The following is a 22,323-nucleotide window of genomic DNA, read 5'->3' on the forward strand; positions in this document are numbered from 1 at the left end:
ATGGCAGAGAATAAAAACATAAATACATTGCTCCTGGCAACAATCATCATCAGCGTAGCGCTGGCAACCATCACCGTTCGATTTATAACGTTCAGAAGCCATGCTAATAATATCGATTTCTCCTGTACCTCAGAGATTGAGTCCCTGATCGACATTGATGAGAAGCAATGGCTTTTTAATGGCATTACGACACTCACCAGCTTCCAGGAAGATAAAATGTCTCTCTCCGTCAAAGGTAAGCTCACATTCGGCACTGAGGAAGATATTGTTAACCGAAGACTGTTATTCAGCTATACCGTTCCTGCAAACCGTAACAAAGGCGCTTTCATCTCCAGATTTATCGGCCACGAAAAAAAGCCGGATGATAACTCACCGGATAAATTTGATTATATTTTCTTCGATGCCTATCGCGACTTTGATAAAATCAATATCATCAAACGTATTGATGAAAGGACGGTGATCGTCGGCGACAACTTCTCTCCGGTATTTGCCTGCGTAATTAACAATATTGATTGAGTGAGGGGCAAAGGCTCCCGCCCCTCTTCGGGGCCGGGATTACAGATGCTGCCTGAAAAAGCGTACCGTTTCGTCAAGCGCCTCCGGCGTTATTCTGTGCCTGACGCCGGCTTGCCAGCGGCTGGTCAGGTTAGCATCCCAGCCCAGCTCCGCCAGCGCCTGCTGCAACCTGAACGATTCGGCGGCAGGCACCACGTCATCCTCCTCGCCGTGCCACAGTAGCAGCTTGCGGTTCGCCAGCGCCGCAAGCTGATGGCCGACATCCCACTCGCCCAGATCGCCGGGCATCTGCGGGGAGGGAAACAGCGTCTGTGAAAGCGTCGACAGATAGCCGGATCCCATCAGGCTGGCGACGCACTTAATTTCCGCATGCCTGGTCATCAGCCCCAGCGCCGTCATGGCGCCCATTGAGGCGCCGCCGACGCCCAGCCGTTCATCCAGCAGCCAGCCCTCGTCAATAATGGCGCGTCGCAGGGCGGGAAACTCGTGAAGGCTATTAACGAGAATCGGCCAGAAGCGCTGCATTCTCTGTTGCGCATCCCCTGAAAAGCGGCTGCCGTGATCGGGGGCATCCGGCATAATCACCCGAAATCCGGCCCCGGCCAGCGCGACGGCAAAATAGCTATAAACGACCTTCGATGACGTAAAGCCGTGGTAGAACACCACGCAGGGCAGCGGCCGTGCGGCCGCGCCGCGCGGCCAGGCGATCAGCGCCTCACTGCCGTTAAGTTCACGACACGCCAGTTCAATCATTATCCTTCTCCTGTAACGTTGCGGTTCTGAGATAATGCCGCTTCACGCTGTCCATTTGAATTGCTAATGTTGGGATTGCAGTTGCATTTTTGTAGTGTTTTCGTATTAATTTCGCGTTCAGGATAACAATTTGGGAACATTCCCCTCAAGGCAAATGTATTGGCCGCTACACTGACCTTATCAGGAAACGAGAGATGGTAATGCGACAAAGAATACCGCTGATACTGGCTTTACTGCTGTGTGGATGCACCGTACTGGAAGGTACACCGGAGCCGCCGCCGCCCCTGACGGACAAACCGCAGGAGATACGGCGCAACCAGACGCAGGGCCTGCAGAAAATAGGCTCCGTCAGCGTGCTGGTGCGCGGCGCCCCGTCGGATGCCGAAGCGGCCATCAAAGCGAAAGCGGCGGCGGCCAGTGCGGACTATTACGTCATTACCCTGGTGGATGAAACAGTGATCCCCGGCCAGTGGTACTCTCAGGCTGTGATGTATCGCAAATAATAAGACCTTATTTAATCTGCTTTACACTGCTATTCAGCCGCTCACATTTCCTCGATACACAATTGAGCTCATGCCTGGTCAGGAATGAGCGTCTGCAATGGACTGCCCGGGCACTTTCCTGGGTTACGTGAATGGAGCTGACGACAATGAAATATGCCTTTGCTTTCTCAACCGCAACGACCACCGCCCAGTCCGCTGAGTTTGCCAGCGCCGACTGCGTCACCGGCCTGAACGAAATCGGCTTAATTTCCGTGGATAATATTGCCGGCAGCCCGCAGGACGTTGAGCACATGGTGGCGCTGAAGGCCGATGAACAGGGGGCCTCGTGGTATCGCATCATTCGCATGTATGAAGATCCCCCTCCGGGCAACTGGCGCGTGCAGGCTATCCTCTACGCCTGAGTTCGGCAGCGGGCCTTCGCGCCCGCCCGCCGTTATCTCTCTCCCCCCGTCGCCCGCTGCAGCACCTCATCCTGGACGCGGGCATCCAGCACAACGTCGCCGCGCGAGTCCAGCATCATCCGACACCAGGCCTGAGCCACCGGCGGCGAGCTGTAGCGCAGGATCTGCGTACCGCTGCCGATGAGCCAGAGCTGCTGGGCGATCTCCCGCCCCAGCGCCTCCGTCGGTTTGTGCAGCCGCTGCTGCAGCTGGCGCCAGGCCCTGTCAAAATGACGATCCAGCCCTTTTACCGCCTGATACTCTGACTGCAGAAGATCCACCACCCCGGGCTGTTTAGCCAGTACCCGCAAAACGTCCAGGCACATGATATTGCCGGAGCCCTCCCAGATGCTGTTCACCGGCATCTCGCGATAAATGCGCGGCAGCTCGCTCTCCTCGCAGTAGCCGATGCCGCCCAGGACTTCCATTGCCTCGGCCACAAACGGGATCCCGGCCCGGCAGACGGCGTATTTCGCCGCGGGGGTAAACAGCCTGGCCCACAGCGCCTCTTCCGGCACGTGCTGGCGGTCCCAGGCCCTGGCCAGGCGGAACAGCGCCGCGCTCTGCCCTTCCAGCCGCAGCGCCATCCGGCTCAGTAGCTGGCGCATCAGCGGCTGCTCAATGAGCGTTTTACCAAATGCCTGCCGCTGATATGCGTGGTACAGCGCCACCGACAGCGCCCGCCGCATCAGGCCGTGGCTGCCCAGCGCGCAGTCGAAGCGCGTCAGGCCGCCCATCCGCAGGATCTGCCGCACGCCCTCGCCCTCCTCGCCCAGTAGCCAGCCGCTGGCGTCCAGCAGTTCCGCCTCGCCGCTGGCGTTAGACCGGTTGCCGAGCTTATCCTTCAGCCGCTCCAGGCGCACCCCGTTGCGCTGCCCGTCGGGCAAAAAGCGCGGCACAAAAAAGCAGGAGAGGCCGCCGGGCGCCTGGGCCAGGATCAGATGGGCATCGCTTTGCGGCACCGAGAAAAACCATTTGTGGCCCACCAGCGTATAGCGGCCGCCTTCGGCCCGCTTTGCCCGGGTGGTGTTGCTGAGCACGTCTGAGCCGCCCTGCTTTTCGGTCATTCCCATCCCGATAAGCAGGCCGCGCTTCTGGCTTCCCGGCTGCAGGTGGGCGTCATAGCGATCGCTCATCAGCGGCGTCAGCCAGTCGGCAAAGGGGGCAGGCAAGTGCTTTTGCAGCAGCGGCGTGGCCGCCGAGGTCATGGTTATGGGGCACAGCGATCCGGCTTCCACCTGGGCGTGCAGCACAAAGCGCGCGGCCCTGGCAACGAATGCCCCGCTGCGCGCCTCCTCCTGCCACGCGAGATTGTGCACCCGGTTAGCGCACAGCCCCTGCATCAGCAGGTGCCAGGCGGGATGAAAGCGCACGTCGTCCAGCCGGGCGCCGGTGGCGTCGTAGCGCAGCAGTTCGGGCGGATGGGCGTTAGCGAGCCGCCCCAGCTCAAGCGACTCGGCGGTCCCCAGCTGCTGGCCGATGCTGGCCAGCAGATCGAGATCCCAGCCCGCGCCTTCGCGCGCGACGGCCTCGCGCAGCGCGGTATCAGAGAGGAACAGATTGCTGTTGCTGAGCGGTGAGGGCTGGTTGAATACGGTATGGGTTTGCCACGGCATGGTGCCTCCTTTCCTTATTGGCCTGAGCGGTAAGTATGGCCGGGGACGGTTGGCTTTGCCCGCACGCGGGGCGAGGAATGGGGGAGAGGTCACTGTTGCAAAGGGGGAATACCGGGGCTCTCGCGAAGGGAGAGCCCCGAGGAGAAAAATCTAGCCGCGCTGGCGCACCGCTTCAAACAGGCAGATACCGGTCGCCACGGAGACGTTCAGAGAAGAGACGCTGCCGGCCATCGGGATGCTGATAAGCTCATCGCAGTGCTCGCGGGTCAGGCGGCGCATACCCTCGCCTTCCGCGCCCATCACCAGCGCCATGCGGCCGGTCATTTTGCTCTGGTAGAGCGTATGGTCAGCTTCACCGGCGGTGCCGACGATCCAGATGTTCTCTTCCTGCAGCAGGCGCATGGTGCGCGCCAGGTTAGTGACGCGGATCAGCGGCACGCTCTCTGCCGCGCCGCAGGCCACTTTCTTCGCCGTGGCGTTGAGCTGGGCGGAGCGGTCGCGGGGGACGATCACCGCGTGCACGCCGGCGGCATCGGCGCTGCGCAGGCAGGCGCCGAGGTTGTGCGGATCGGTGACGCCGTCGAGGATCAGCAGGAACGGGTTATCGAGGGTGGCGATCAAATCCGGCAGATCGTTCTCCTGATACTGCCGCCCCGGCTTGACGCGGGCGATGATCCCCTGATGCACGGCGCCTTCACTCTTCTCATCAAGATACTGGCGGTTTGCCAGCTGGATCACCACGCCCTGGGCTTCGAGGGCGTGGATCAGCGGCAGCAGCCGCTTATCCTCGCGGCCTTTCAGAATAAACACTTCCTGAAAGCGCTCGGGAGCGCGCTCCAGCAGGGCCTGCACCGCGTGGATGCCGTAAATCATTTCACTCATGGATGTACTCGTAAATGGTTAATCGCTGACTCCCCTCACCCCGGCCCCCTCCCCAAAGGGGAGAGGGAGAACCCGGGCAGGTTCAGGTGAAGGTCAAAATTACTCTGCCGCCTTTTTCTTCGCCGCGCGCTTCGCTTTGGTGGCGGCGGCGATTTTAAGCGTTTTTTCCGACGGCTTTTTGGCTTTTTTACCGCCGGACTCTTTTTTCGCCTTCGGCGGCTGCGGCGCTTTATCGCCAGCGGCATTTTTCGCCTTCGCCGGTTTCTTGCCTTTTTCACCGCGGAAGGCGCTGTCCGGCTCGAAGTTTACCTTCTTCCCGGCCTGGCGGCGCCTGCCGGAGGGTTTAGCACCGGCGCCCTTCTTCGCTTTCTCGCGGGCGGTTTTACCGACGTTACGCGGCGCGCGCTCGCTGGAGATCAGCGAGAAGTCGATTTTACGCTCGTCCATGTTGACGGCCTCCACGCGGACCTCCACGCGGTCGCCGAGGCGATAGGTCTGGCCGCCGGACTCGCCGATCAGCCGCTGGCCAACCTGGTCGAAGCGGTAGTAGTCGTTGTCCAGCGAGGAGACGTGCACCAGACCGTCGATGAACAGATCGTCGAGACGCACGAAGAAGCCAAAGCCGGTGACGCTGGCGATGACGCCTTTAAAGACGTTGCCCACCTGATCCTGCATAAAGTCGCACTTGAGCCAGTCGGCGACGTCGCGAGTAGCTTCGTCGGCGCGGCGCTCGGTCATCGAGCAGTGCTGGCCCAGCTGGAGCATCTCCTCCATGCTGTAGTGCCAGCCGCCGGTCTCGGTCGAGTTGCCCTTATGCCCTTCCGCCTTCGCCAGCAGGTATTTGATAGCGCGATGCAGGGAGAGGTCGGGATAGCGGCGGATCGGCGAGGTAAAGTGGGCGTAAGACTGCAGCGCCAGGCCAAAGTGGCCGCGGTTCTCCGGATCGTAAACCGCCTGCTTCATCGAGCGCAGCAGCATGGTCTGCAGCATCTCATGGTCCGGGCGGTCGGCGATGGAGGTCAGCAGCTCGGCGTAGTCGCGCGGCTCCGGCTTGCCGCGCCCCGGCAGCTCCAGGCCCAGCTCCGCCAGCACCGAGCGGAAGGCGGTGATCGCATCGTCGCTCGGCTTGTCGTGAATACGGAACAGCGCCGGCTCCTCGGCTTTCTCGACGAAACGGGCCGCCGAAATGTTGGCGAGGATCATGCACTCTTCGATAAGCTTATGGGCGTCGTTGCGCTGGGTCTGCTCGATGCGCTCAATGCGGCGCTCGGCGTTGAAGATAAACTTCGCCTCTTCGGTCTCAAACGAGATGCCGCCGCGCTCGGCGCGGGCGCCGTCCAGCACTTTATACAGGTTGTGCAGCTCTTCGATATGCTTAACCAGCGGCGCGTACTGCTCGCGCAGCTCCTTGTCGCCTTCCAGCATGTGCCACACCTTGGTGTAGGTCAGGCGGGCGTGGGAGCTCATCACCGCTTCATAGAACTTGTGTCCGGTAAGGCGGCCTTTGGCGGAAATGGTCATTTCGCAGACCATGCACAGCCGGTCAACCTGCGGATTGAGGGAGCAGAGGCCGTTGGAGAGCACTTCCGGCAGCATCGGCACCACCTGAGACGGGAAGTAGACCGAGGTGCCGCGGCTGCGGGCCTCTGCGTCAAGCGGCGTTCCCGGACGCACATAATAGCTGACGTCGGCGATAGCCACCCACAGGCGCCAGCCGCCGCCGCGCTTTTTCTCGCAGTACACGGCATCGTCAAAGTCGCGGGCGTCTTCGCCATCAATGGTGACCAGCGGCAGCTTGCGCAGATCGACGCGCCCCGCTTTCGCCGATTCCGGCACCTGCTCTTTCAGCCCGGCGACCTGCTTTTCGACCGCCGGCGGCCAGACATAGGGAATTTCGTGGGTGCGCAGGGCCATATCGACGGCCATGCCGGTGCCCATATTATCGCCGAGAACCTCGACGATTTTACCGATAGCCTTGGTGCGGCGGGTCGGACGCTGGGTCAGCTCAACCACCACCACGAAGCCCATCCGCGCGCCCATTACCGCCTCCGGCGGAATGAGGATATCGAAGCTCAGGCGGCTGTCGTCCGGCACCACGAAGCCGACGCCGGCATCGGTAAAGTAGCGGCCGACGATCTGGCCGGTGCGCGGCTCCAGCACGCGCACCACCCGCGCCTCGCGGCGGCCTTTGCGATCGGCGCCCAGAGGCTGGGCGAGGATCATGTCGCCGTGCATACACATCTTCATCTGCTCGCTGGAGAGATAAAGATCGTCTTTACGGCCCTCGACGCGCAGGAAGCCGAAGCCGTCGCGGTGGCCGATAACCATGCCCTTCACAAGGTCAAGGCGTTCGGGCAAGGCGTAGCACTGGCGGCGGGTAAACACCAGCTGCCCGTCGCGCTCCATCGCGCGCAGGCGGCGGCGCAGAGCCTCCTGCTGCTCATCGCCCTCAATATTCAGCGCAACCGCCAGCTCATCGCGGCTGACGGGCTTTTCACGCTTCGAGATAAAATCGAGGATAAATTCCCGGCTCGGGATAGGGTTCGCGTATTTTTCTGCTTCGCGCTGCTGGAATGGATCTTGTGACATCGCGGTTCCTCCGTTGTCAGCTCTGGTGAAGTGAGTCGTCACTCCACCAGCAATAATTTATAAAGCGGTTGATTCTCTTCAACCAAATCGGCCAGCGTATAGTTATCCAGTTCCTCGAGGAAACTGTTCACGGCCTTAGAAAGCGCCTGCTTCAGGCGGCAGGCGGGCGTTATATGACAAAACGCACTGCTGCAGTTAACCAGCGATAGCGGCTCCAGCTCGCGAACCACGTCTCCGATCCGAATGGCAGAGGCCGGTTTTCCCAGCCGGATGCCGCCATTTTTCCCGCGCACGGCGTCAACATAGCCTGCACGACTCAGCTGGTTGATTATTTTGACCATATGATTACGCGACACGCCATAGACGTCGGTAACTTCAGAGATGCTGGTCATCCGATCGGCCGGCAGCGACGCCATATAGATGAGCGCCCGCAAACCATAATCGGTGAAACTCGTTAACTGCACATCAACCTCAAAGCAGGGAAAAAGGGGAACTTATTACCTTTGATGATAAACCAGCCGGACAGTGAGCGGTGAATTAATTTAAAGCAGGAAGGAAAAACGCGGGAACGGGGACGCCGTGACGGCGCCCCCGGCATGATTATGCGTCGAACGGATCGCGCAGGATCATGGTTTCGGTACGGTCCGGACCGGTTGAAATAATATCAATCGGTACCCCGGTCAGTTCTTCAATACGCTTGATGTAGTTCAGCGCCGCCTGCGGCAGGCCGCTGCGCGCCTTCACGCCAAAGGTGGACTCAGACCAGCCCGGCATGGTTTCGTAAATCGGCTCAATGCCTTCCCAGTTGTCGGCAGCCAGCGGCGTGGTGGTCACTTCTCGGCCGTCCGGCATGCGGTAACCGACGCAGATTTTCACCTCTTTCAGACCGTCCAGCACGTCCAGCTTGGTCAGGCAGAAGCCGGAGAGAGAGTTAATCTGCACGGCGCGGCGCACGGCTACGGCGTCCAGCCAGCCGGTGCGGCGGCGGCGGCCGGTGGTAGCGCCATACTCATTGCCCTGCTTGCACAGGAACTCGCCGGTGTCATCGAACAACTCGGTCGGGAACGGACCGGCGCCCACGCGGGTGGAGTAAGCCTTGATAATACCCAGCACGTAGTTTACATAGCGCGGGCCGAGGCCGGAGCCGGTGGCGACGCCGCCTGCGGTGGTATTCGAGGAGGTGACGTACGGATAAGTACCGTGGTCGATATCCAGCAGCGTGCCCTGCGCGCCTTCAAACATCACGAAGTCGCCGCGCTTGCGCGCCTGGTCCAGCAGGTCGGAAACGTCAACCACCATGGCGGTGAGGATGTCGGCGATAGCCATCACGTCATCCAGCACTTTCTGATAGTCAACCGCGTCCACTTTATAGAAATTCACCAGCTGGAAGTTGTGATATTCCATCACTTCTTTCAGCTTGGCGGCAAATGTCTCTTTATCGAACAGGTCGCCGACGCGCAGGCCGCGGCGGGCGACTTTGTCTTCATAGGCCGGGCCAATGCCGCGACCGGTGGTGCCGATAGCCTTCGCGCCGCGCGCTTTTTCACGCGCCACGTCCAACGCCACGTGATAGTCCAGAATCAGCGGGCAGGCTTCGGAGAGCAGCAGACGTTCGCGAACCGGGATCCCACGGTCTTCCAGCTCTTTCATCTCTTTCATCAGCGCGGCCGGAGACAGCACAACGCCGTTACCGATGATGCTGGTGACGTTATCACGGAGAATGCCTGATGGAATCAGATGGAGAACGGTTTTTTCACCGTTGATTACGAGAGTGTGGCCTGCGTTGTGACCGCCCTGGTAGCGAACAACATATTTAGCCCTTTCGGTCAGAAGATCGACGATCTTCCCTTTCCCTTCGTCACCCCATTGGGTGCCCAGTACGACGACGTTGTTACCCATTTTTTCAAAATCACCGTTTGCTTAAAAATGGATTCTACCATCGCTTTTTCTGGCGTACAGCACTTTTTGACCCTTAAATACGCCAAATCCGACCACTTTTTGATCAGCCAATCGTTTTCATCAACATATAGTAGATAACGACGCCGGCAACCACCAGACCACCGCCAAAGCGGCGCAGCAGCGAATCGGGCAGATTAGAGAGCGCCGCGACCATTTTGCGCCACGCCTGGGGATAGAGCATCGGCCCCAGCCCTTCAAGTACCAGCACCAGCGCAAGCGCCAGCCAGATTGTCGTGTTCATATATTATCCTGAGAAAAAGAAAACCACCGCGGTCGCGGTGGTTTTAACGACGTCTGAGAGTCGCAGATATTAACGCGTTGCGTTACCCGGCGTCTTCATGTAGCGGAAGAAATCGCTGTCCGGGCTCAACACCATCACGTCCTGGTTGCCTTCGAAGCTCTTCTCGTAAGCGCGCAGGCTGCGGATGAAGGCGTAGAAGTCAGGATCCTGGCTGAAGGCGTCGGCAAACAGCTTCGCCGCTTCACCGTCGCCTTCACCGCGCAGGATGCGGCCCTGGCGCTCGGCTTCCGCCAGCGTTTTGGTCACTTCATAGTCTGCCGCGGCGCGCAGTTTCTCAGCTTCTTCTTTACCCTGCGAGCGGTGGCGGCGGGCAACCGCTTCACGCTCGGCGCGCATGCGGTTGAAGATAGCATCAGACACTTCGGTCGGCAGGTTGATCTGCTTGATACGCACGTCAACCACTTCGATACCCAGGGCCGCCATGCTGTTCGGGTTGATGACCGGCACTTTGCCGTTGGTTTCTGCCGTCACGCGCTCTGCCGCTTCGGCAATCGCATTATCGGCGGCAGGCGTCGCCACTTCATCATCCGCACCGGACGAGCCGGTGTTCAGGGCATCGCGCACTTCAATGGTCAGGCGGCCGCGGGAATCGGTAACGATATCCTTCACGTCCAGGCGACCAATCTCAGAGCGCAGACGGTCAGAGAACTTACGCTTGAGCAGCACTTCGGCCTGGGAGACGTCGCCGCCGCCGGTGGCCAGGTAGTAGCGGCTGAAGTCGCTGATCCGCCACTTGATGTAGGAGTCGACGATCAGGTCTTTCTTCTCTTTGGTGACGAAGCGATCGGCCTGGTTATCCATAGTCTGGATGCGCGCATCCAGGGTTTTCACCGACTCAATGAACGGGATCTTAAAGTGCAGGCCCGGTTCAAACACCAGCGGCTTATTGTCGTCATCACGCACCACCTTGCCAAAGCGCATGGTTATCCCGCGCTCGCCCTCTTTTACCACGAACAGAGAGGCAAACAGCCCTACCAGCACGATGATAATTATCGCTATTACTGACTTACGCATCGTTATTCCCCCTGACGCTGGTAGTCGTTGCGCTGCGCGTTAGCGCGGCGCTGGTCCATAATACTGCTGTCGCTTGACGACTGGCGGCTGCGCGCGTCGCTGCTTGCGTCGGACGAAGACGGCAGGCGCAGCAGGTCACTGCTTTCGCTGCTGCTCTGCTTTACGGCGGAGGCATTCCCCTTGAGCATCTGGTCCAGCGGCAGCACCATCAGGTTACCGCCTTTATCATTGACCAGCACTTTACGGGTATGACTCAGCACTTTCTCCATCGTTTCGATATAAAGACGCTCGCGGGTGATCTGCGGCGCGGCCTTATACTCCGGCAGAATACGGGCAAAGCGGGAAACTTCACCCTGCGCTTCCAGCACGGTCTTAGTCTTATAGGCGCGGGCCTCTTCCAGAAGGCGCTGCGCCTTACCGTTGGCCTGCGGCTGAACTTCGTTAGCGTAGGCTTCAGCTTCGCGGATGTACTGCTGCTCGTTTTCGCGGGCGGCAATCGCATCATCAAAGGCGGCCTTCACCTCTTCCGGCGGACGGGCGGCCTGGAAGTTGACGTCCAGCAGGGTAATGCCCATGTTGTACGGACGAATGGTCTCTTCCAGCTCGCGCTGGGTATCGCTACGAATAACGGTACGACCTTCCGTCAGAATGCGGTCCATGGTGTATTTGCCGATAACGCCGCGCAGGGCGCTGTCGGTGGCCTGACGCAGGCTGTCATCGGCGCTGGTCACGCTGTAGAGATACTTCTGCGGATCGGTGATGCGATACTGGACGTTCATCTCCACGCGCACCACGTTCTCATCGGAAGTCAGCATCACGCCGGACGCCGCCAGTTCGCGGACCGCTTCAACGTTGACCGCAGTGACGTCGTCAATAAAGGTCGGCTTCCAGTTCAGGCCCGGCTCCACCAGGTGGCTGAATTTACCAAAGCGCGTCACAACGCCGCGCTCGGCTTCTTTAATGGTATAGAATCCGCTGGCGGCCCAGATAATCACCACCGCCGCTGCGGCAATGCCCACCACGCGGCCGCCGATGGGCGCCCGCGGTCCCTGAGAGGAACTGCCGCCGCCTGAGCCACCCTTTCCGCCGCCAAAGCCGCCGAGCTTTTTGCTCAGCTTGCGAAAGATATCATCCAGATCCGGCGGCCCCTGATCGCGTCCGCCTTTGTTTCCATTTCCCCCAGAGTTGCCGCCTTGATTATTGCTGCTTCCCCACGGGTCGCGGTCCTGTCCGTTATTACCGGGCTGATTCCACGCCATGTATATGCTCCATATTAGTTTTGGGTGCCCCAAATGAGGCTAATTTCTTCAGGCAGCTGCACCGTCAGACGAGATAGTCTTCCAGCGCGGGTTCTTGTTTACAGAGACGACGCCAGTCCACGATCGGCATGCGAACCTCAAGGCCGACGCTGCCGTCATCCTCCATCCACTCTTTTTCTATCGCCTGAAGCTGATAAAAGCGGCTCCGTAAACGCCCTTCCTGCGGCGGCAGGCGCAGCGTATGCTGGGCAACCTCGCCGGAAAGTCTCTCCGTTAACGCCTGAAAAAGCAGAGGTACTCCGATGCCGGTCTGGGCGGAGAGCCAGACGCGAATCGGCTTATTTTCTTCATCCCTGTCGATACGCGGCTCAAAATTCTCCAGCGCATCAATTTTGTTCATCACCAGCAGCATCGGGATCTCGCTGGCGTCGATTTCATCGAGGACAACATTCACTGCATCAATGTTTTCCTGCACGCGGACGTCCGCGGCATCAATCACGTGCAGCAGCAGCGTTGCCTGCCGCGTCTCCTGCAGCGTCGCCTTAAACGCCGCCACCAGGTCATGGGGCAGATGGCGAATAAAGCCGACGGTATCCGCCAGCACGGTTTCACCTACGTCGGCGACATTAATCCGGCGCAGCGTCGGATCCAGCGTAGCGAACAGCTGGTCGGCGGCGTAAACCTGCGCTTCGGTAATTTGGTTGAATAGCGTGGACTTCCCGGCGTTGGTATAGCCTACCAGCGACACCGTCGGAATATCGGCTTTCGTACGTGAACGACGGCCCTGCTCGCGCTGTTTTTCGACCCTTTCCAGTCGGGAGAGGATCTGCATAATGCGGTTGCGCAGCAGGCGACGGTCGGTTTCGAGCTGGGTTTCACCCGGACCACGCAAACCAATCCCGCCCTTCTGCCTTTCAAGGTGGGTCCAGCCGCGCACCAGGCGCGTGGCCAGATGGCGCAGCTGCGCCAGCTCAACCTGCAGCTTACCCTCGTGGGTGCGCGCACGTTGGGCGAAAATGTCTAAAATAAGACCGGTACGATCGATGACCCGACACTGGCACAGCTGCTCAAGGTTGCGTTCCTGAGCCGGGCTGAGCGCGTGGTCAAATAGCACAACGGAGGCGCCCGTCGCTTTAACCGCTTCCGCAATTTCGACAGCCTTACCTTCACCAACAAAATATTTTGGGTGCGGCGCTTTACGGCTACCGGTAATCACCTGCATTGCTTCGACACCGGCGGAAGAGACCAGGGATTCAAACTCCTGCAGGTCTTCCATATCTTTGTCTTGCGAAAAATAGATGTGTACCAGCACCGCCTGCTCACCGGCATCATAACGGTCAAACAAGCGTAAACCCTCACAAAAGTCAGCGGGGAACCGAACTAGCTGGCTCCCCGATTAAAAATAAACAGTCAGTAACCTTATTCGGTTTCTTCACTGTCTTGCGACGCAGACGAGGACTGCGCGTTGCTGCCGTGATGGTAATTGCTGGAACCGCCACCCGCATTGTTGCTGTGATGAGAGACCGGACGGGACGGCACCACAGTCGAAATCGCGTGCTTATAGACCATCTGGCTAACCGTGTTTTTCAACAGGATAACGAACTGATCGAAAGACTCAATCTGCCCTTGCAGCTTAATACCATTCACCAAATAAATAGAAACCGGAACACGTTCCCGACGCAGTGCGTTCAGAAACGGATCTTGTAAAGATTGCCCCTTAGCCATTCTCTCTTTTCCTTATATGCTTGTTTTACCTATTGTTTTAAGGGAGTCGCCCTCCCCCTAAACTTCAGGCTTGTACTTAGAACCTTACGATTCTGAAAATTGCGCACGATACGGTCTAATTTTACACATTCAGCTTAGGCCCGCACCAACAACCTTTAACACTTCGTTGAACGCCTGTTCTGGTTGTTCACTCTCTAGCCAGTGAACATCATCCCAACCGCGCAACCAGGTTATTTGGCGCTTCGCCAGCTGTCTCGTGGCGCAAATACCTCTATAAACCATTTCATCATATGAGATTTCGCCCTCTATGTATGACCACATCTGGCGGTATCCCACACAACGAACGGAAGGCATATCCGTATGCAAATCTCCACGGGCAAAAAGCGCCCGCACTTCTGCTTCAAAACCTGAAGCCAACATCTGATGAAAACGCTGCTCAATGCGCTGGTGAAGCAGTTCACGGCTCGCCGGAGCGATAGCGAACTGATGCACGTTGTACGGCAAAGCCTCGCCTGACGTTTCCGTCAGTTCCGTTAAAGTTTTACCCGAAATGAAAAAAACTTCCAGTGCCCGGGAAAGTCTTTGCGGATCATTTGGATGTATACGCGCAGCGGCAACGGGGTCTATGTCCCGAAGTTGCTGATGTAAAACGTTCCATCCCTGCTCTGCCGCCTGCTGCTCAATTCTGGCTCTGACCTCCGGATCCGCCGACGGCAGCGGCGAAAGCCCCTCAAGGAGGGCCTTAAAATAGAGCATGGTTCCGCCCACCAGCAGCGGAATACGCCCCGCGGCGACGATATCGGCCATTTCTGCCAGCGCATCGCGGCGAAAATCTGCCGCCGAGTAGGCCTGCGCCGGGTCGCGAATATCCAGAAGGCGGTGCGGTGCCAGGGCAAGCTCCTGCGCATCCGGCTTTGCGGTGCCGATGTCCATTCCCCGATAGATGAGGGCGGAATCCACGCTAATCAACTCTACGGGCAAAACTTTGCGCAGCGCAATGGCCAGCGCGGTCTTACCGGAGGCCGTTGGCCCCATTAAAAAAATTGCCTTTGGCAGGCTCGCCTCTGTTACATCATTCATTTTTAAGCGCGTCGATCGCCGAAGCGACATCTACAGGTTGTAATAGCCCGCCCGGCGGTGCCTTCAGCAGCTGCGGACAAAGACGCTCAACGTCGGCGAGCATGGTAATCGCCTGCGCCATATTCCACTGCGGGTGTTCGCTTGCCAGGTGGCGCGCGAGCCACTGCGCAAGTATGCCCGTATCACAGCTTGCCTGTTGCGCCAGGTAGCCTATCAGTTCAGGAATCAAGATTTGTAAATTTTGTTGCCGCAAGGGTAAAGGCACGGCCCTTACCGTCACATGTTGCGCCTCTGACTGGATTTCCATGCCCAGTGCCCCCAACTGAGGGAGAGCCTTGAGCAGCGCCGACTGCTCGTCGGCGGTAATTTTCAGCCGCAGCGGGATCAGCAGCGGCTGGGCGCAAATCGTCGTTATCTCCGGAGAGAGCTGCGCCTGCCTCAGCCAGCGTTCGGCCACCGGCAGCGCCAGCAGATTCAGCCTGCCCTCGCGCTCCAGCAGGGCAAACTCGCCCTGGAGAATGGTCAGCACGCGGCCAAAGCTGCTGCTGTGCCCGTCCAGCGCGTCCGCCGCGGGCTTCGCGGCCGGACGCTCCGCCGACGGTTGCGGCGTTTGCAGCAGCTTTTTATACAGCGCGCCCTGCTGCTTCTGATAGCCGGGCTGGGCGTTGGGCCAGCTCGCAGGCTGCGTCGGGCGGGCTCCGCCCGACGACGGAGTGCCGTAGCGCGGCGCGGCGGGTTCGCGGGCGGCGGAGGGTTCGGCAAAATGGTTGCGCCCGGCCGCCGCGCGGTTCTCCGGCAGCGGGCGCGGCTCGGGCGCGTCATGCACGTCCGCCAGCGGCAGCGGCACATCGCCCTGCTCCTGCAGCGCGCTGAGCACGCCCTGATAGATAAAATCGTGCACCAGCCGCGACTGGTGGAAGCGCACTTCGTGCTTGGCCGGGTGGACGTTAACGTCCACCTGATGCGGATCGATGGTCAGATAGAGAACGAACGGCGGCTGCTCGCCGGCGCCAAGCTTCTCTTCACAGGCCTGGCGGATAGCGTGATTGATCAGCCTGTCGCGCATCATCCGGCCATTAACGTAGCAGTACTGCACTTCCGCCAGCTGCGGCGTGCTCTGCTGCGGATCGACCACCCAGCCCTGCAGGGCCAGATCGCCGTGCTGCCACTCGATCGCCAGCGCGTGCTCAACGAACGCCGCGCCGCAGATGGCGCCGAGCCGGCGCTCTCTCTGCCCGCCCTCGGCTACTGCCCGGTACTGGCGCACCATCTTGCCGTTGTGGCTCAGGTTAATGGTGACGTCAAAGCGCGCCAGCGCGATGCGGCGGATCACTTCATCGATGTGGGTAAACTCGGTTTTTTCGGTGCGCATGAACTTGCGCCGGGCCGGGGTGTTGTAGAACAGATCCAGCACTTCCAGCGTCGTGCCTACCGGATGCGCGGCGGGCCTGACGGTGACGTCCATATCGCGCCCTTCGGCGTAGGCCTGCCAGGCCTCCTGCTGGCTTTCCGGGCGGGAGGTCAGCGTCAGCCGCGAAACCGAGCTGATGCTGGCCAGCGCCTCGCCGCGAAAGCCGAGGCTGATAATCGCCTCGAGGTCATCGAGGGTGGTAATTTTGCTGGTAGCGTGGCGGGCCAGCGCCAGCGCCAGCTCCTCTTTACCGATGCCGCAGCCGTTGTCGCGAATGCGGATAAGCTTCGCGCCGCCGCGCTCAATATCGATGTCGATGCGGGTGGCCCCGGCATCGAGGCTGTTCTCTACCAGCTCTTTCACTACCGACGCAGGGCGCTCTACCACCTCACCCGCGGCAATCTGGTTTGCAAGCTGGGGCGGCAAAACCTGAATCGGCATGAAAACTCCTTAATTAAGTAATGATCCGCCCGTACTGGCCGCGCTGGCGGTCTGCGCGCTTTCGCCGCGCGGGCCCGACTGCAGCGGATGCGCTGCGAAATAGGTGCGCAGGCCGCCGTAAATGGCCTCGGCAATTTGCTGCTGGTAGCTGTCGCTTGCCAGCCGCCGCTCTTCGGCGCTATTGCTGATAAAGCCGGTCTCCACCAGGATCGACGGAATATCCGGCGAACGCAGTACGCCGAGGCTGGCGTGCTCCGGGCGGCGTTTGTGAATGTTGCCGACGCGCCCGAGCTGGCTCAGCACGTCTACCGCCACATCATACCCGACGCGCTGGGAATGACCGAACTGTAAATCCAGCACCGCCTGGCTCAGGTAGGGATCGGACTGGCTGTTGGCCAGCACGTCACCCGCGCCGCCCAGCAGCTCGGACTGCTTCTCGTGCTGCTCAAGCCAGCCGGCCATTTCGCTGTTGGCGCGACGGTTGGAGAGTACCCACACCGACGCGCCGGTGGCGTCGCGGTTCGGCGCGGCGTCGGCGTGGATCGACACCAGGAAGTTGGCATTCTGCTTGCGCGCCACGTCCGAGCGGCCCATCACCGAAATAAAGTAGTCGCCGGTGCGGGTCAGCACCGGGGTGAACATCGGGTCGTCGTTGAGCAGCGCGCGCAGCTTGCGGGCAATGGCAATAGTCACGTTTTTCTCTTTGGTGCCGCCCGCGCCGATGGCCCCCGGATCCTGGCCGCCGTGGCCCGCGTCAATGGCGATAATGACTTTGCCGTCCGCCGCGCCGGCCTTGCGCATCCGCGCTGCCGGACGGGCTACCGTATCGGTACTGGTCACGGCGGTGATCCTGTCATTCTGCGCCTTAAACGGGTTTCTGGGCGGCTGAGAAGGGCGCGCAGTTGCAGATGGCTGCACCGTCCGGCTGGCGACCACCGGCACCGGAGGAGGAGGCGGCGGCGGGACATCGGCATTGATGGTGAACACCACCGTATAGGCGGCGCCGCTGCGCTGCTTCGCCGCCTGCGTTTTGCCATTAGCGGTCAGGTCGACCACCAGCCGCAAAGTCTGGGCGTCTTTCGGCGTACCGGCGCGGATGCTGCGCACCAGGTTATCGCCGCTAAAGTTGAGCGGCAGACCCTGAATGACGCCGGTCTGTTTGATGTCCAGCACCACGCTGCGCTTTCCTTCCTGCGAGAAAGCGTATTCAGGATCGCCCATAAAGCTGAAAGTGATCCTGGCCTGCCTGTCGCCGTTCGATACCTGAATATCCGACAGCGTCGCCGCCGTCGCCTGCAGGCAAAACAGCATCATGCAAGCGGCCAGCATACTTTTAGCGCGAAACATCATCCGCGATCCCTCAGATTAACCGGCGAACCGCGCCAGTAAAGATTCACCTCGCGCCGAGAGCGCCGCTACCTGCGCCTCTCTGCCCTGGTCCCGGTAGTGCATGTGAATTTCAACGTCCGGCGCCGGCAGCACGCCGGCCCCCTGCTGCGGCCACTCCACCAGGCAGATGGCATCATCGGTGAAATAGTCGCGGATGCCCATAAACTCCAGCTCTTCGGGGTCCGCCAGGCGGTATAAATCGAAGTGGTAGACCGTCAGACCATCGAGGGCGTAGGGCTCAACCAGCGTATAGGTAGGGCTTTTGACGTTGCCCTTATGGCCCAGCGCCTGCAGAAAGCCGCGGCTGAAGGTGGTCTTCCCGGCGCCGAGATCGCCGTAGAGATAAATAACGGTTGCGCCCGCGCTGGCCCCGGCAATGCGCCTGCCGAAGTCTAAAGTGGCCTGTTCGTCAGGCAGAGAGAGAACTTGATTAGTCATGATTCAGGTCAGTCACATCCGGGTTAACCACACGCTGCAGCGTGAAAAAAAGATCGGTCGCCAGCATACCGCGCGTGCCGCTGCGGGCGGCAAGAAGATCGGCCGCCGCGCCGTGCGCGACGCAGCCGGCGCAGGCTGCATCATACGGGTTCAGATGCTGTCCTTGCAATGCGCCGATGATGCCGGAGAGCACATCGCCCATGCCGCCGCTGGCCATCCCGGCGTTACCGACATCGGCAATGGCAAGTTCCCCCTCTTCGCTGGCGATAACCGTACCCGCGCCCTTCAGCACCGCGACGCCGCCGTACCGTTTTACCAGACGACGCGCGGCAAGGATGCGATCGGCTTCAATGTCCGCCACGCCGCAGTTGAGCAGGCGCGCGGCCTCGCCCGGGTGCGGCGTGATGATGCGATGCTTGTGCCGGTGGGGATCGCCCGCCAGCAGGTTCAGCGCGTCGGCGTCCCACAGCATCGGCCCGCGAAAATTTTCGACTTTGCGCAGGGCCTGCTTACCCCACGCCTGCTGGCCCAGGCCGGGGCCAATAACAATAACGTCGGCCCACGCCAGCACCTCGTCCAGCGCGTCGGCCGTCAGCTCGTGCACCATCAGCTCCGGGCGGGCAGTAATGATCGGCGCGATGTTTTCCGCACGGGTCAGCACCCGCACCAGCCCGGCGCCCGCGCGCAGCGCCGCCTCGCCGGTCATGCGGATAGCGCCCGCCGTGCCGCGGTCGCCGCCGATAACCGCCAGCCGGCCGTGATTGCCCTTATTCGACGTCGGCCGCCGGGGCGGCAGCCAGCCCGCCAGCAGCCCGGCATCCAGCCGCCGGATAGCGACAGGCTGCGCGGCGAGCCAGCGCTCCAGGCCCAGCGCGTGGTGGTGAAGCTCGCCGACGACGTCGCGCGCTTTGCCGGTGAGCAGGCCGGGCTTGAGGGCGATAAAGGTAATGGTGTGGGCGGCATTCATCACCGCGCCGGGCGTAGCGCCGGTATCGGCCAGCAGGCCAGAAGGAATATCCAGCGCCACCGTCGGCGCCGGGTGGCCGTTCGCCCGGGCAATCAGCGCGGCGGCGCCTTCGCGGGGGGCGCTCTTCAGGCCGGTGCCGAGCAGAGCGTCAATAATCAGGTCGGTCTCCGGCGGCCAGGGAACGTCCGGCGCGTGAATGGTGCCGCCGGCGTCGAGCCACGCCGCCCGGGCCTGCGCCGCCTCTTCAGGCAGCGGCTTATCACTCTCCAGCGCCAGCAGGGTTACCCGGATGCCCGCCGCCTGCGCCAGCCGCGCCACCACGTAGCCGTCGCCGCCGTTGTTGCCGTGACCGCAGAGGATGAGCCAGCTCGCTGCCGCCGGATAGCGCCCGCGCGCCAGGGTAAACGCCGCGTCTCCGGCGCGCAGCATCAGCTCGTAGAGCGTCATGCCGAGAGCGTCCGCCGCCTCCTTTTCGCCGCGCCGCAGGTCATCCGCAGACCAGACGGCGTGTGGTATACTCGCGGCGTTTTTATTCATGGTATGGTCCGTCATGTCGCAGCTCCTCGATCTCAATCAGTTAGCGCAGCAAATTAAACAGTGGGGCGCCGGGCTTGGCTTCCAGCAGGTGGGTATTACCGATACCGACCTCAGCGCGTCCGAGCCGAAGCTGCAGGCGTGGCTGGATAAACAATACCACGGCGAAATGACGTGGATGGCGCGCCACGGCATGATGCGCGCCCGCCCCCACGAGCTGCAGCCCGGTACGCTGCGGGTGATCAGCGTGCGAATGAATTACCTCCCCGCTAACGCCGCCTTCGCCCGTACCCTGAAAAATCCCGATCTCGGCTACGTCAGCCGCTACGCGCTCGGGCGCGATTATCACAAGCTGCTGCGTAACCGGCTAAAAAAGCTGGGTGAGAAGATCCAGGCCCACTGTTCCCCGCTGAATTTTAGACCTTTTGTCGACTCCGCGCCCATCCTTGAGCGGCCGATTGCGGAAAAAGCCGGGCTCGGCTGGACAGGTAAGCACTCACTTATCCTCAGCCGCGACGCTGGCTCCTTCTTTTTCCTCGGCGAACTGCTTATCGACCTGCCCCTGCCCGTCGATAAGCCGCAGGCGGAGAACTGCGGGCGCTGCGTGGCCTGCATGACCATCTGCCCTACCGGCGCCATTGTCGAACCCTATACCGTTGACGCCCGCCGCTGCATCTCTTACCTGACGATCGAACTGGAAGGGGTTATTCCGGAAGCATTTCGCCCGCTGATCGGCAACCGTATCTACGGCTGCGACGACTGCCAGCTGATCTGCCCGTGGAATCGCTATTCGCAGCTGACCGACGAGGAGGACTTCAGTCCCCGCCAGGCGCTGCACGCCCCGGCGCTGACCGAGCTGTTTGCCTGGAGCGAGGCGCACTTTCTGAAGGTGACCGAAGGCTCCGCCATCCGCCGCATCGGCCACCTGCGCTGGCTGCGCAATATCGCCGTCGCACTGGGCAATGCGCCCTGGCGGGAGGAGAATCTTGCGGCGCTAACGAGCCGGCGAGGTGAGCACCCACTTCTTGATGAACACATAGAGTGGGCGATTGCGCAGCAGATTGATAAGCGAAACGCCTGCGCCGTGGAGGTTCAGCTGCCGCAAAAACAGCGTCTGGTCAGGGTCATTGAGAAGGGTCTGCCGAGGGATGCCTGATTCATTCACAGGCTGTGAATAAAAATAAAAACACATTGCAATTCAAGGTGCAGAAATTCGTCAAGCGATCGACGTAACATTTCGGAATAATTATAAATATATATTTATCATTGACTTACACAAAGATAATTCAAGAGTTGAGGTTTTGGTGAATTTATCCCGGCTCGGAGATTCTGTGGATAAGTCTGTTTAAAAGAGTGTGTACGGCGGAGAAACAGACGTCCCCAACGGAGAATTCCGCTGTGGATAATGAAGGTTTTCTTAAAGATTTGGAGCGGGAAACGAGACTCGAACTCGCGACCCCGACCTTGGCAAGGTCGTGCTCTACCAACTGAGCTATTCCCGCTTGGGTGTGGTGCTGACAAATTTTGGAGCGGGAAACGAGACTCGAACTCGCGACCCCGACCTTGGCAAGGTCGTGCTCTACCAACTGAGCTATTCCCGCTTGGGTATGGCGCTGACAAATTTTGGAGCGGGAAACGAGACTCGAACTCGCGACCCCGACCTTGGCAAGGTCGTGCTCTACCAACTGAGCTATTCCCGCAATTAAATTTGCTCGCAACGAAGAAGTTTTCTCGTCGTTACGGGAGGCGCATTATACGAGAATTCGAAACCTCTGCAACCCCCGACAGCGTGATTTTTTCGCCTTTGCGTTCGAATGCTGATTTAATCGCCGCAATGCACACTTTAGCAACGATTTTCCCGCCGCGCCGGACTTTTACAGCTTAATAAAGTTTTCGCGGTAGTAGCTAAGCTCCGCCACCGACTCGCGGATATCGTCCATTGCCTGGTGACTGCCCTGCTTCTTGAAGCCAGCGAGGATCTCCGGCTTCCAGCGGCGGGCCAGCTCTTTGAGGGTGCTGACATCGAGGTAGCGATAGTGGAAATAGGCCTCCAGCTCCGGCATGTACTTAAACAGAAAGCGCCGATCCTGGCCGATGCTGTTGCCGCAGATCGGCGACTTGCCTGCCGGAACCCAGGCCTTAAGAAACTCGATAGTCGCCAGCTCCGCCTCGCGATCGCCCATCTGGCTTGCCTTGACGCGATCCACCAGCCCGCTGCCGGTGTGGGTGCGCACGTTCCAGTCGTCCATCAGCGCCAGCTGGGCATCGGACTGGTGAACGGCGATGGTCGGCCCTTCGGCGAGAATATTAAGATCCGCATCGGTCACCAGCGTCGCTATCTCAATAATGCGATCGCGCTCGGGATCGAGGCCGGTCATTTCAAGATCGATCCAAATGAGGTTGTTTTCGTTTGCACTCATGCTATTTTCCACCCTTCTCGCATAACCCGCCGCGGCGGGTTAACTGATATTATTAGTCTGTGTATCATAGAGGTTTTGCCCGCTAC

21 protein-coding genes and 3 tRNA genes are annotated in these 22,323 nt (G+C 60.2%); 4 read left to right on the forward strand and 20 right to left on the reverse strand.

The window, feature by feature from the left end:
- Positions 1–516, forward strand: coding sequence for a hypothetical protein (locus ENGE1_RS09810; protein WP_048253485.1), 516 nt, complete (start codon positions 1–3; stop codon positions 514–516).
- Between the two features lie 39 nt (positions 517–555).
- Here ENGE1_RS09810 and yjfP read toward each other — a convergent pair whose 3' ends face one another.
- Complete coding sequence (yjfP, locus tag ENGE1_RS09815) at positions 556–1,269, reverse strand: esterase (protein ID WP_048253486.1); 714 nt, start codon at positions 1,267–1,269, stop codon at positions 556–558.
- Positions 1,270–1,463: 194 nt separating this feature from the next.
- Here yjfP and bsmA point away from each other — a divergent pair, with 194 nt between their 5' ends.
- Both bsmA and ENGE1_RS09825 read left to right on the forward strand, forming a co-directional pair.
- Positions 1,464–1,772: a biofilm peroxide resistance protein BsmA gene (gene bsmA / locus ENGE1_RS09820; protein WP_048253487.1), complete on the forward strand. Its 309-nt coding sequence runs from the start codon at positions 1,464–1,466 to the stop codon at positions 1,770–1,772.
- A gap of 131 nt (positions 1,773–1,903) precedes the next feature.
- On the forward strand, positions 1,904–2,173 hold the full coding sequence (locus tag ENGE1_RS09825; protein WP_086500090.1) for a YdgH/BhsA/McbA family protein: 270 nt from the start codon (positions 1,904–1,906) through the stop codon (positions 2,171–2,173).
- Between the two features lie 32 nt (positions 2,174–2,205).
- Here the strand turns inward: ENGE1_RS09825 and ENGE1_RS09830 are convergent, their stop codons facing one another.
- The 15 genes from ENGE1_RS09830 to nnr form a co-directional block, all read right to left on the reverse strand.
- A complete protein-coding gene (locus ENGE1_RS09830) occupies positions 2,206–3,828 on the reverse strand; it encodes an isovaleryl-CoA dehydrogenase (protein WP_048253488.1) in 1,623 nt (540 codons plus the stop codon).
- 150 nt (positions 3,829–3,978) lie between these two features.
- Positions 3,979–4,710, reverse strand: a complete 732-nt coding sequence (gene rlmB / locus ENGE1_RS09835; RefSeq protein WP_048253489.1) for a 23S rRNA (guanosine(2251)-2'-O)-methyltransferase RlmB — start codon at positions 4,708–4,710, stop codon at positions 3,979–3,981.
- A gap of 99 nt (positions 4,711–4,809) precedes the next feature.
- Entirely contained in the window at positions 4,810–7,299 is a 2,490-nt protein-coding gene (rnr, locus tag ENGE1_RS09840) for a ribonuclease R (protein ID WP_043081858.1), read from the reverse strand.
- A 38-nt stretch (positions 7,300–7,337) separates the two neighbouring features.
- Positions 7,338–7,763 carry a nitric oxide-sensing transcriptional repressor NsrR gene (nsrR, locus tag ENGE1_RS09845; protein WP_043081857.1) on the reverse strand — a complete coding sequence of 142 codons (426 nt, stop codon included), beginning with the start codon at positions 7,761–7,763 and terminating at the stop codon, positions 7,338–7,340.
- Positions 7,764–7,899: 136 nt separating this feature from the next.
- A complete protein-coding gene (locus ENGE1_RS09850) occupies positions 7,900–9,198 on the reverse strand; it encodes an adenylosuccinate synthase (RefSeq protein ID WP_043081855.1) in 1,299 nt (432 codons plus the stop codon).
- A 103-nt stretch (positions 9,199–9,301) separates the two neighbouring features.
- The gene (locus tag ENGE1_RS09855) at positions 9,302–9,499 is read right to left on the reverse strand and encodes a DUF2065 domain-containing protein (RefSeq protein ID WP_043081853.1); all 198 of its coding nucleotides are present in this window, start codon (positions 9,497–9,499) and stop codon (positions 9,302–9,304) included.
- Positions 9,500–9,568: 69 nt separating this feature from the next.
- Positions 9,569–10,573, reverse strand: coding sequence for a protease modulator HflC (gene hflC, locus ENGE1_RS09860; RefSeq protein WP_043081851.1), 1,005 nt, complete (start codon positions 10,571–10,573; stop codon positions 9,569–9,571).
- Positions 10,574–10,575: 2 nt separating this feature from the next.
- Entirely contained in the window at positions 10,576–11,832 is a 1,257-nt protein-coding gene (gene hflK / locus ENGE1_RS09865; protein ID WP_043081850.1) for an FtsH protease activity modulator HflK, read from the reverse strand.
- 64 nt (positions 11,833–11,896) lie between these two features.
- A complete protein-coding gene (gene hflX, locus ENGE1_RS09870; RefSeq protein WP_043081849.1) occupies positions 11,897–13,177 on the reverse strand; it encodes a ribosome rescue GTPase HflX in 1,281 nt (426 codons plus the stop codon).
- Positions 13,178–13,251: 74 nt separating this feature from the next.
- The gene (gene hfq / locus ENGE1_RS09875; protein WP_043081847.1) at positions 13,252–13,557 is read right to left on the reverse strand and encodes an RNA chaperone Hfq; all 306 of its coding nucleotides are present in this window, start codon (positions 13,555–13,557) and stop codon (positions 13,252–13,254) included.
- Between the two features lie 129 nt (positions 13,558–13,686).
- Positions 13,687–14,637 (reverse strand): tRNA (adenosine(37)-N6)-dimethylallyltransferase MiaA, encoded by a 951-nt coding sequence (gene miaA / locus ENGE1_RS09880; RefSeq protein ID WP_048253490.1) that lies wholly within the window; start codon positions 14,635–14,637, stop codon positions 13,687–13,689.
- Entirely contained in the window at positions 14,630–16,489 is a 1,860-nt protein-coding gene (gene mutL, locus ENGE1_RS09885; protein ID WP_048253491.1) for a DNA mismatch repair endonuclease MutL, read from the reverse strand. The genes miaA and mutL overlap by 8 nt, the downstream gene beginning before the upstream one ends.
- Before the next feature lie 9 nt (positions 16,490–16,498).
- Entirely contained in the window at positions 16,499–17,839 is a 1,341-nt protein-coding gene (amiB, locus tag ENGE1_RS09890) for an N-acetylmuramoyl-L-alanine amidase AmiB (RefSeq protein WP_048253492.1), read from the reverse strand.
- A gap of 15 nt (positions 17,840–17,854) precedes the next feature.
- Positions 17,855–18,316 carry a tRNA (adenosine(37)-N6)-threonylcarbamoyltransferase complex ATPase subunit type 1 TsaE gene (tsaE, locus tag ENGE1_RS09895; protein ID WP_043081842.1) on the reverse strand — a complete coding sequence of 154 codons (462 nt, stop codon included), beginning with the start codon at positions 18,314–18,316 and terminating at the stop codon, positions 17,855–17,857.
- Positions 18,309–19,835, reverse strand: a complete 1,527-nt coding sequence (gene nnr / locus ENGE1_RS09900) for a bifunctional ADP-dependent NAD(P)H-hydrate dehydratase/NAD(P)H-hydrate epimerase (protein ID WP_048273158.1) — start codon at positions 19,833–19,835, stop codon at positions 18,309–18,311. The genes tsaE and nnr overlap by 8 nt, the downstream gene beginning before the upstream one ends.
- On the opposite strand from nnr, the gene queG reads away from it, so the two are divergent.
- Positions 19,834–20,973 (forward strand): tRNA epoxyqueuosine(34) reductase QueG, encoded by a 1,140-nt coding sequence (gene queG, locus ENGE1_RS09905; RefSeq protein ID WP_048253494.1) that lies wholly within the window; start codon positions 19,834–19,836, stop codon positions 20,971–20,973. The genes nnr and queG overlap by 2 nt on opposite strands.
- Before the next feature lie 270 nt (positions 20,974–21,243).
- Here the strand turns inward: queG and ENGE1_RS09910 are convergent.
- The 4 genes from ENGE1_RS09910 to orn form a co-directional block, all read right to left on the reverse strand.
- Positions 21,244–21,319, reverse strand: a tRNA-Gly gene (locus ENGE1_RS09910).
- A 23-nt stretch (positions 21,320–21,342) separates the two neighbouring features.
- Positions 21,343–21,418, reverse strand: a tRNA-Gly gene (locus ENGE1_RS09915).
- Positions 21,419–21,441: 23 nt separating this feature from the next.
- A tRNA-Gly gene (locus ENGE1_RS09920) sits at positions 21,442–21,517 on the reverse strand.
- Between the two features lie 174 nt (positions 21,518–21,691).
- Complete coding sequence (gene orn / locus ENGE1_RS09925) at positions 21,692–22,237, reverse strand: oligoribonuclease (protein ID WP_043081821.1); 546 nt, start codon at positions 22,235–22,237, stop codon at positions 21,692–21,694.
- Between the last annotated feature and the right edge of the window lie 86 nt (positions 22,238–22,323).

Source organism: Pluralibacter gergoviae ATCC 33028 = NBRC 105706, from assembly GCF_001598855.1.
Classification (GTDB): domain Bacteria; phylum Pseudomonadota; class Gammaproteobacteria; order Enterobacterales; family Enterobacteriaceae; genus Pluralibacter; species Pluralibacter gergoviae.

What these genes read in the sequence shown, in the direction of transcription:
- hflC (WP_043081851.1), bottom strand. Translation starts at nt 10,573, where the DNA reads ATGCGTAAGTCAGTAATAGCGATAATTATCATCGTGCTGGTAGGGCTG.
- ENGE1_RS09825 (WP_086500090.1), top strand. Translation starts at nt 1,904, where the DNA reads ATGGAGCTGACGACAATGAAATATGCCTTTGCTTTCTCAACCGCAACG.
- orn (WP_043081821.1), bottom strand. Translation starts at nt 22,237, where the DNA reads ATGAGTGCAAACGAAAACAACCTCATTTGGATCGATCTTGAAATGACC.
- ENGE1_RS09855 (WP_043081853.1), bottom strand. Translation starts at nt 9,499, where the DNA reads ATGAACACGACAATCTGGCTGGCGCTTGCGCTGGTGCTGGTACTTGAA.
- amiB (WP_048253492.1), bottom strand. Translation starts at nt 17,839, where the DNA reads ATGATGTTTCGCGCTAAAAGTATGCTGGCCGCTTGCATGATGCTGTTT.
- miaA (WP_048253490.1), bottom strand. Translation starts at nt 14,637, where the DNA reads ATGAATGATGTAACAGAGGCGAGCCTGCCAAAGGCAATTTTTTTAATG.
- hflK (WP_043081850.1), bottom strand. Translation starts at nt 11,832, where the DNA reads ATGGCGTGGAATCAGCCCGGTAATAACGGACAGGACCGCGACCCGTGG.
- rlmB (WP_048253489.1), bottom strand. Translation starts at nt 4,710, where the DNA reads ATGAGTGAAATGATTTACGGCATCCACGCGGTGCAGGCCCTGCTGGAG.
- bsmA (WP_048253487.1), top strand. Translation starts at nt 1,464, where the DNA reads ATGGTAATGCGACAAAGAATACCGCTGATACTGGCTTTACTGCTGTGT.
- ENGE1_RS09850 (WP_043081855.1), bottom strand. Translation starts at nt 9,198, where the DNA reads ATGGGTAACAACGTCGTCGTACTGGGCACCCAATGGGGTGACGAAGGG.
- yjfP (WP_048253486.1), bottom strand. Translation starts at nt 1,269, where the DNA reads ATGATTGAACTGGCGTGTCGTGAACTTAACGGCAGTGAGGCGCTGATC.
- rnr (WP_043081858.1), bottom strand. Translation starts at nt 7,299, where the DNA reads ATGTCACAAGATCCATTCCAGCAGCGCGAAGCAGAAAAATACGCGAAC.
- ENGE1_RS09810 (WP_048253485.1), top strand. Translation starts at nt 1, where the DNA reads ATGGCAGAGAATAAAAACATAAATACATTGCTCCTGGCAACAATCATC.
- hfq (WP_043081847.1), bottom strand. Translation starts at nt 13,557, where the DNA reads ATGGCTAAGGGGCAATCTTTACAAGATCCGTTTCTGAACGCACTGCGT.
- nnr (WP_048273158.1), bottom strand. Translation starts at nt 19,835, where the DNA reads ATGACGGACCATACCATGAATAAAAACGCCGCGAGTATACCACACGCC.
- queG (WP_048253494.1), top strand. Translation starts at nt 19,834, where the DNA reads ATGTCGCAGCTCCTCGATCTCAATCAGTTAGCGCAGCAAATTAAACAG.
- ENGE1_RS09830 (WP_048253488.1), bottom strand. Translation starts at nt 3,828, where the DNA reads ATGCCGTGGCAAACCCATACCGTATTCAACCAGCCCTCACCGCTCAGC.
- mutL (WP_048253491.1), bottom strand. Translation starts at nt 16,489, where the DNA reads ATGCCGATTCAGGTTTTGCCGCCCCAGCTTGCAAACCAGATTGCCGCG.
- tsaE (WP_043081842.1), bottom strand. Translation starts at nt 18,316, where the DNA reads ATGACTAATCAAGTTCTCTCTCTGCCTGACGAACAGGCCACTTTAGAC.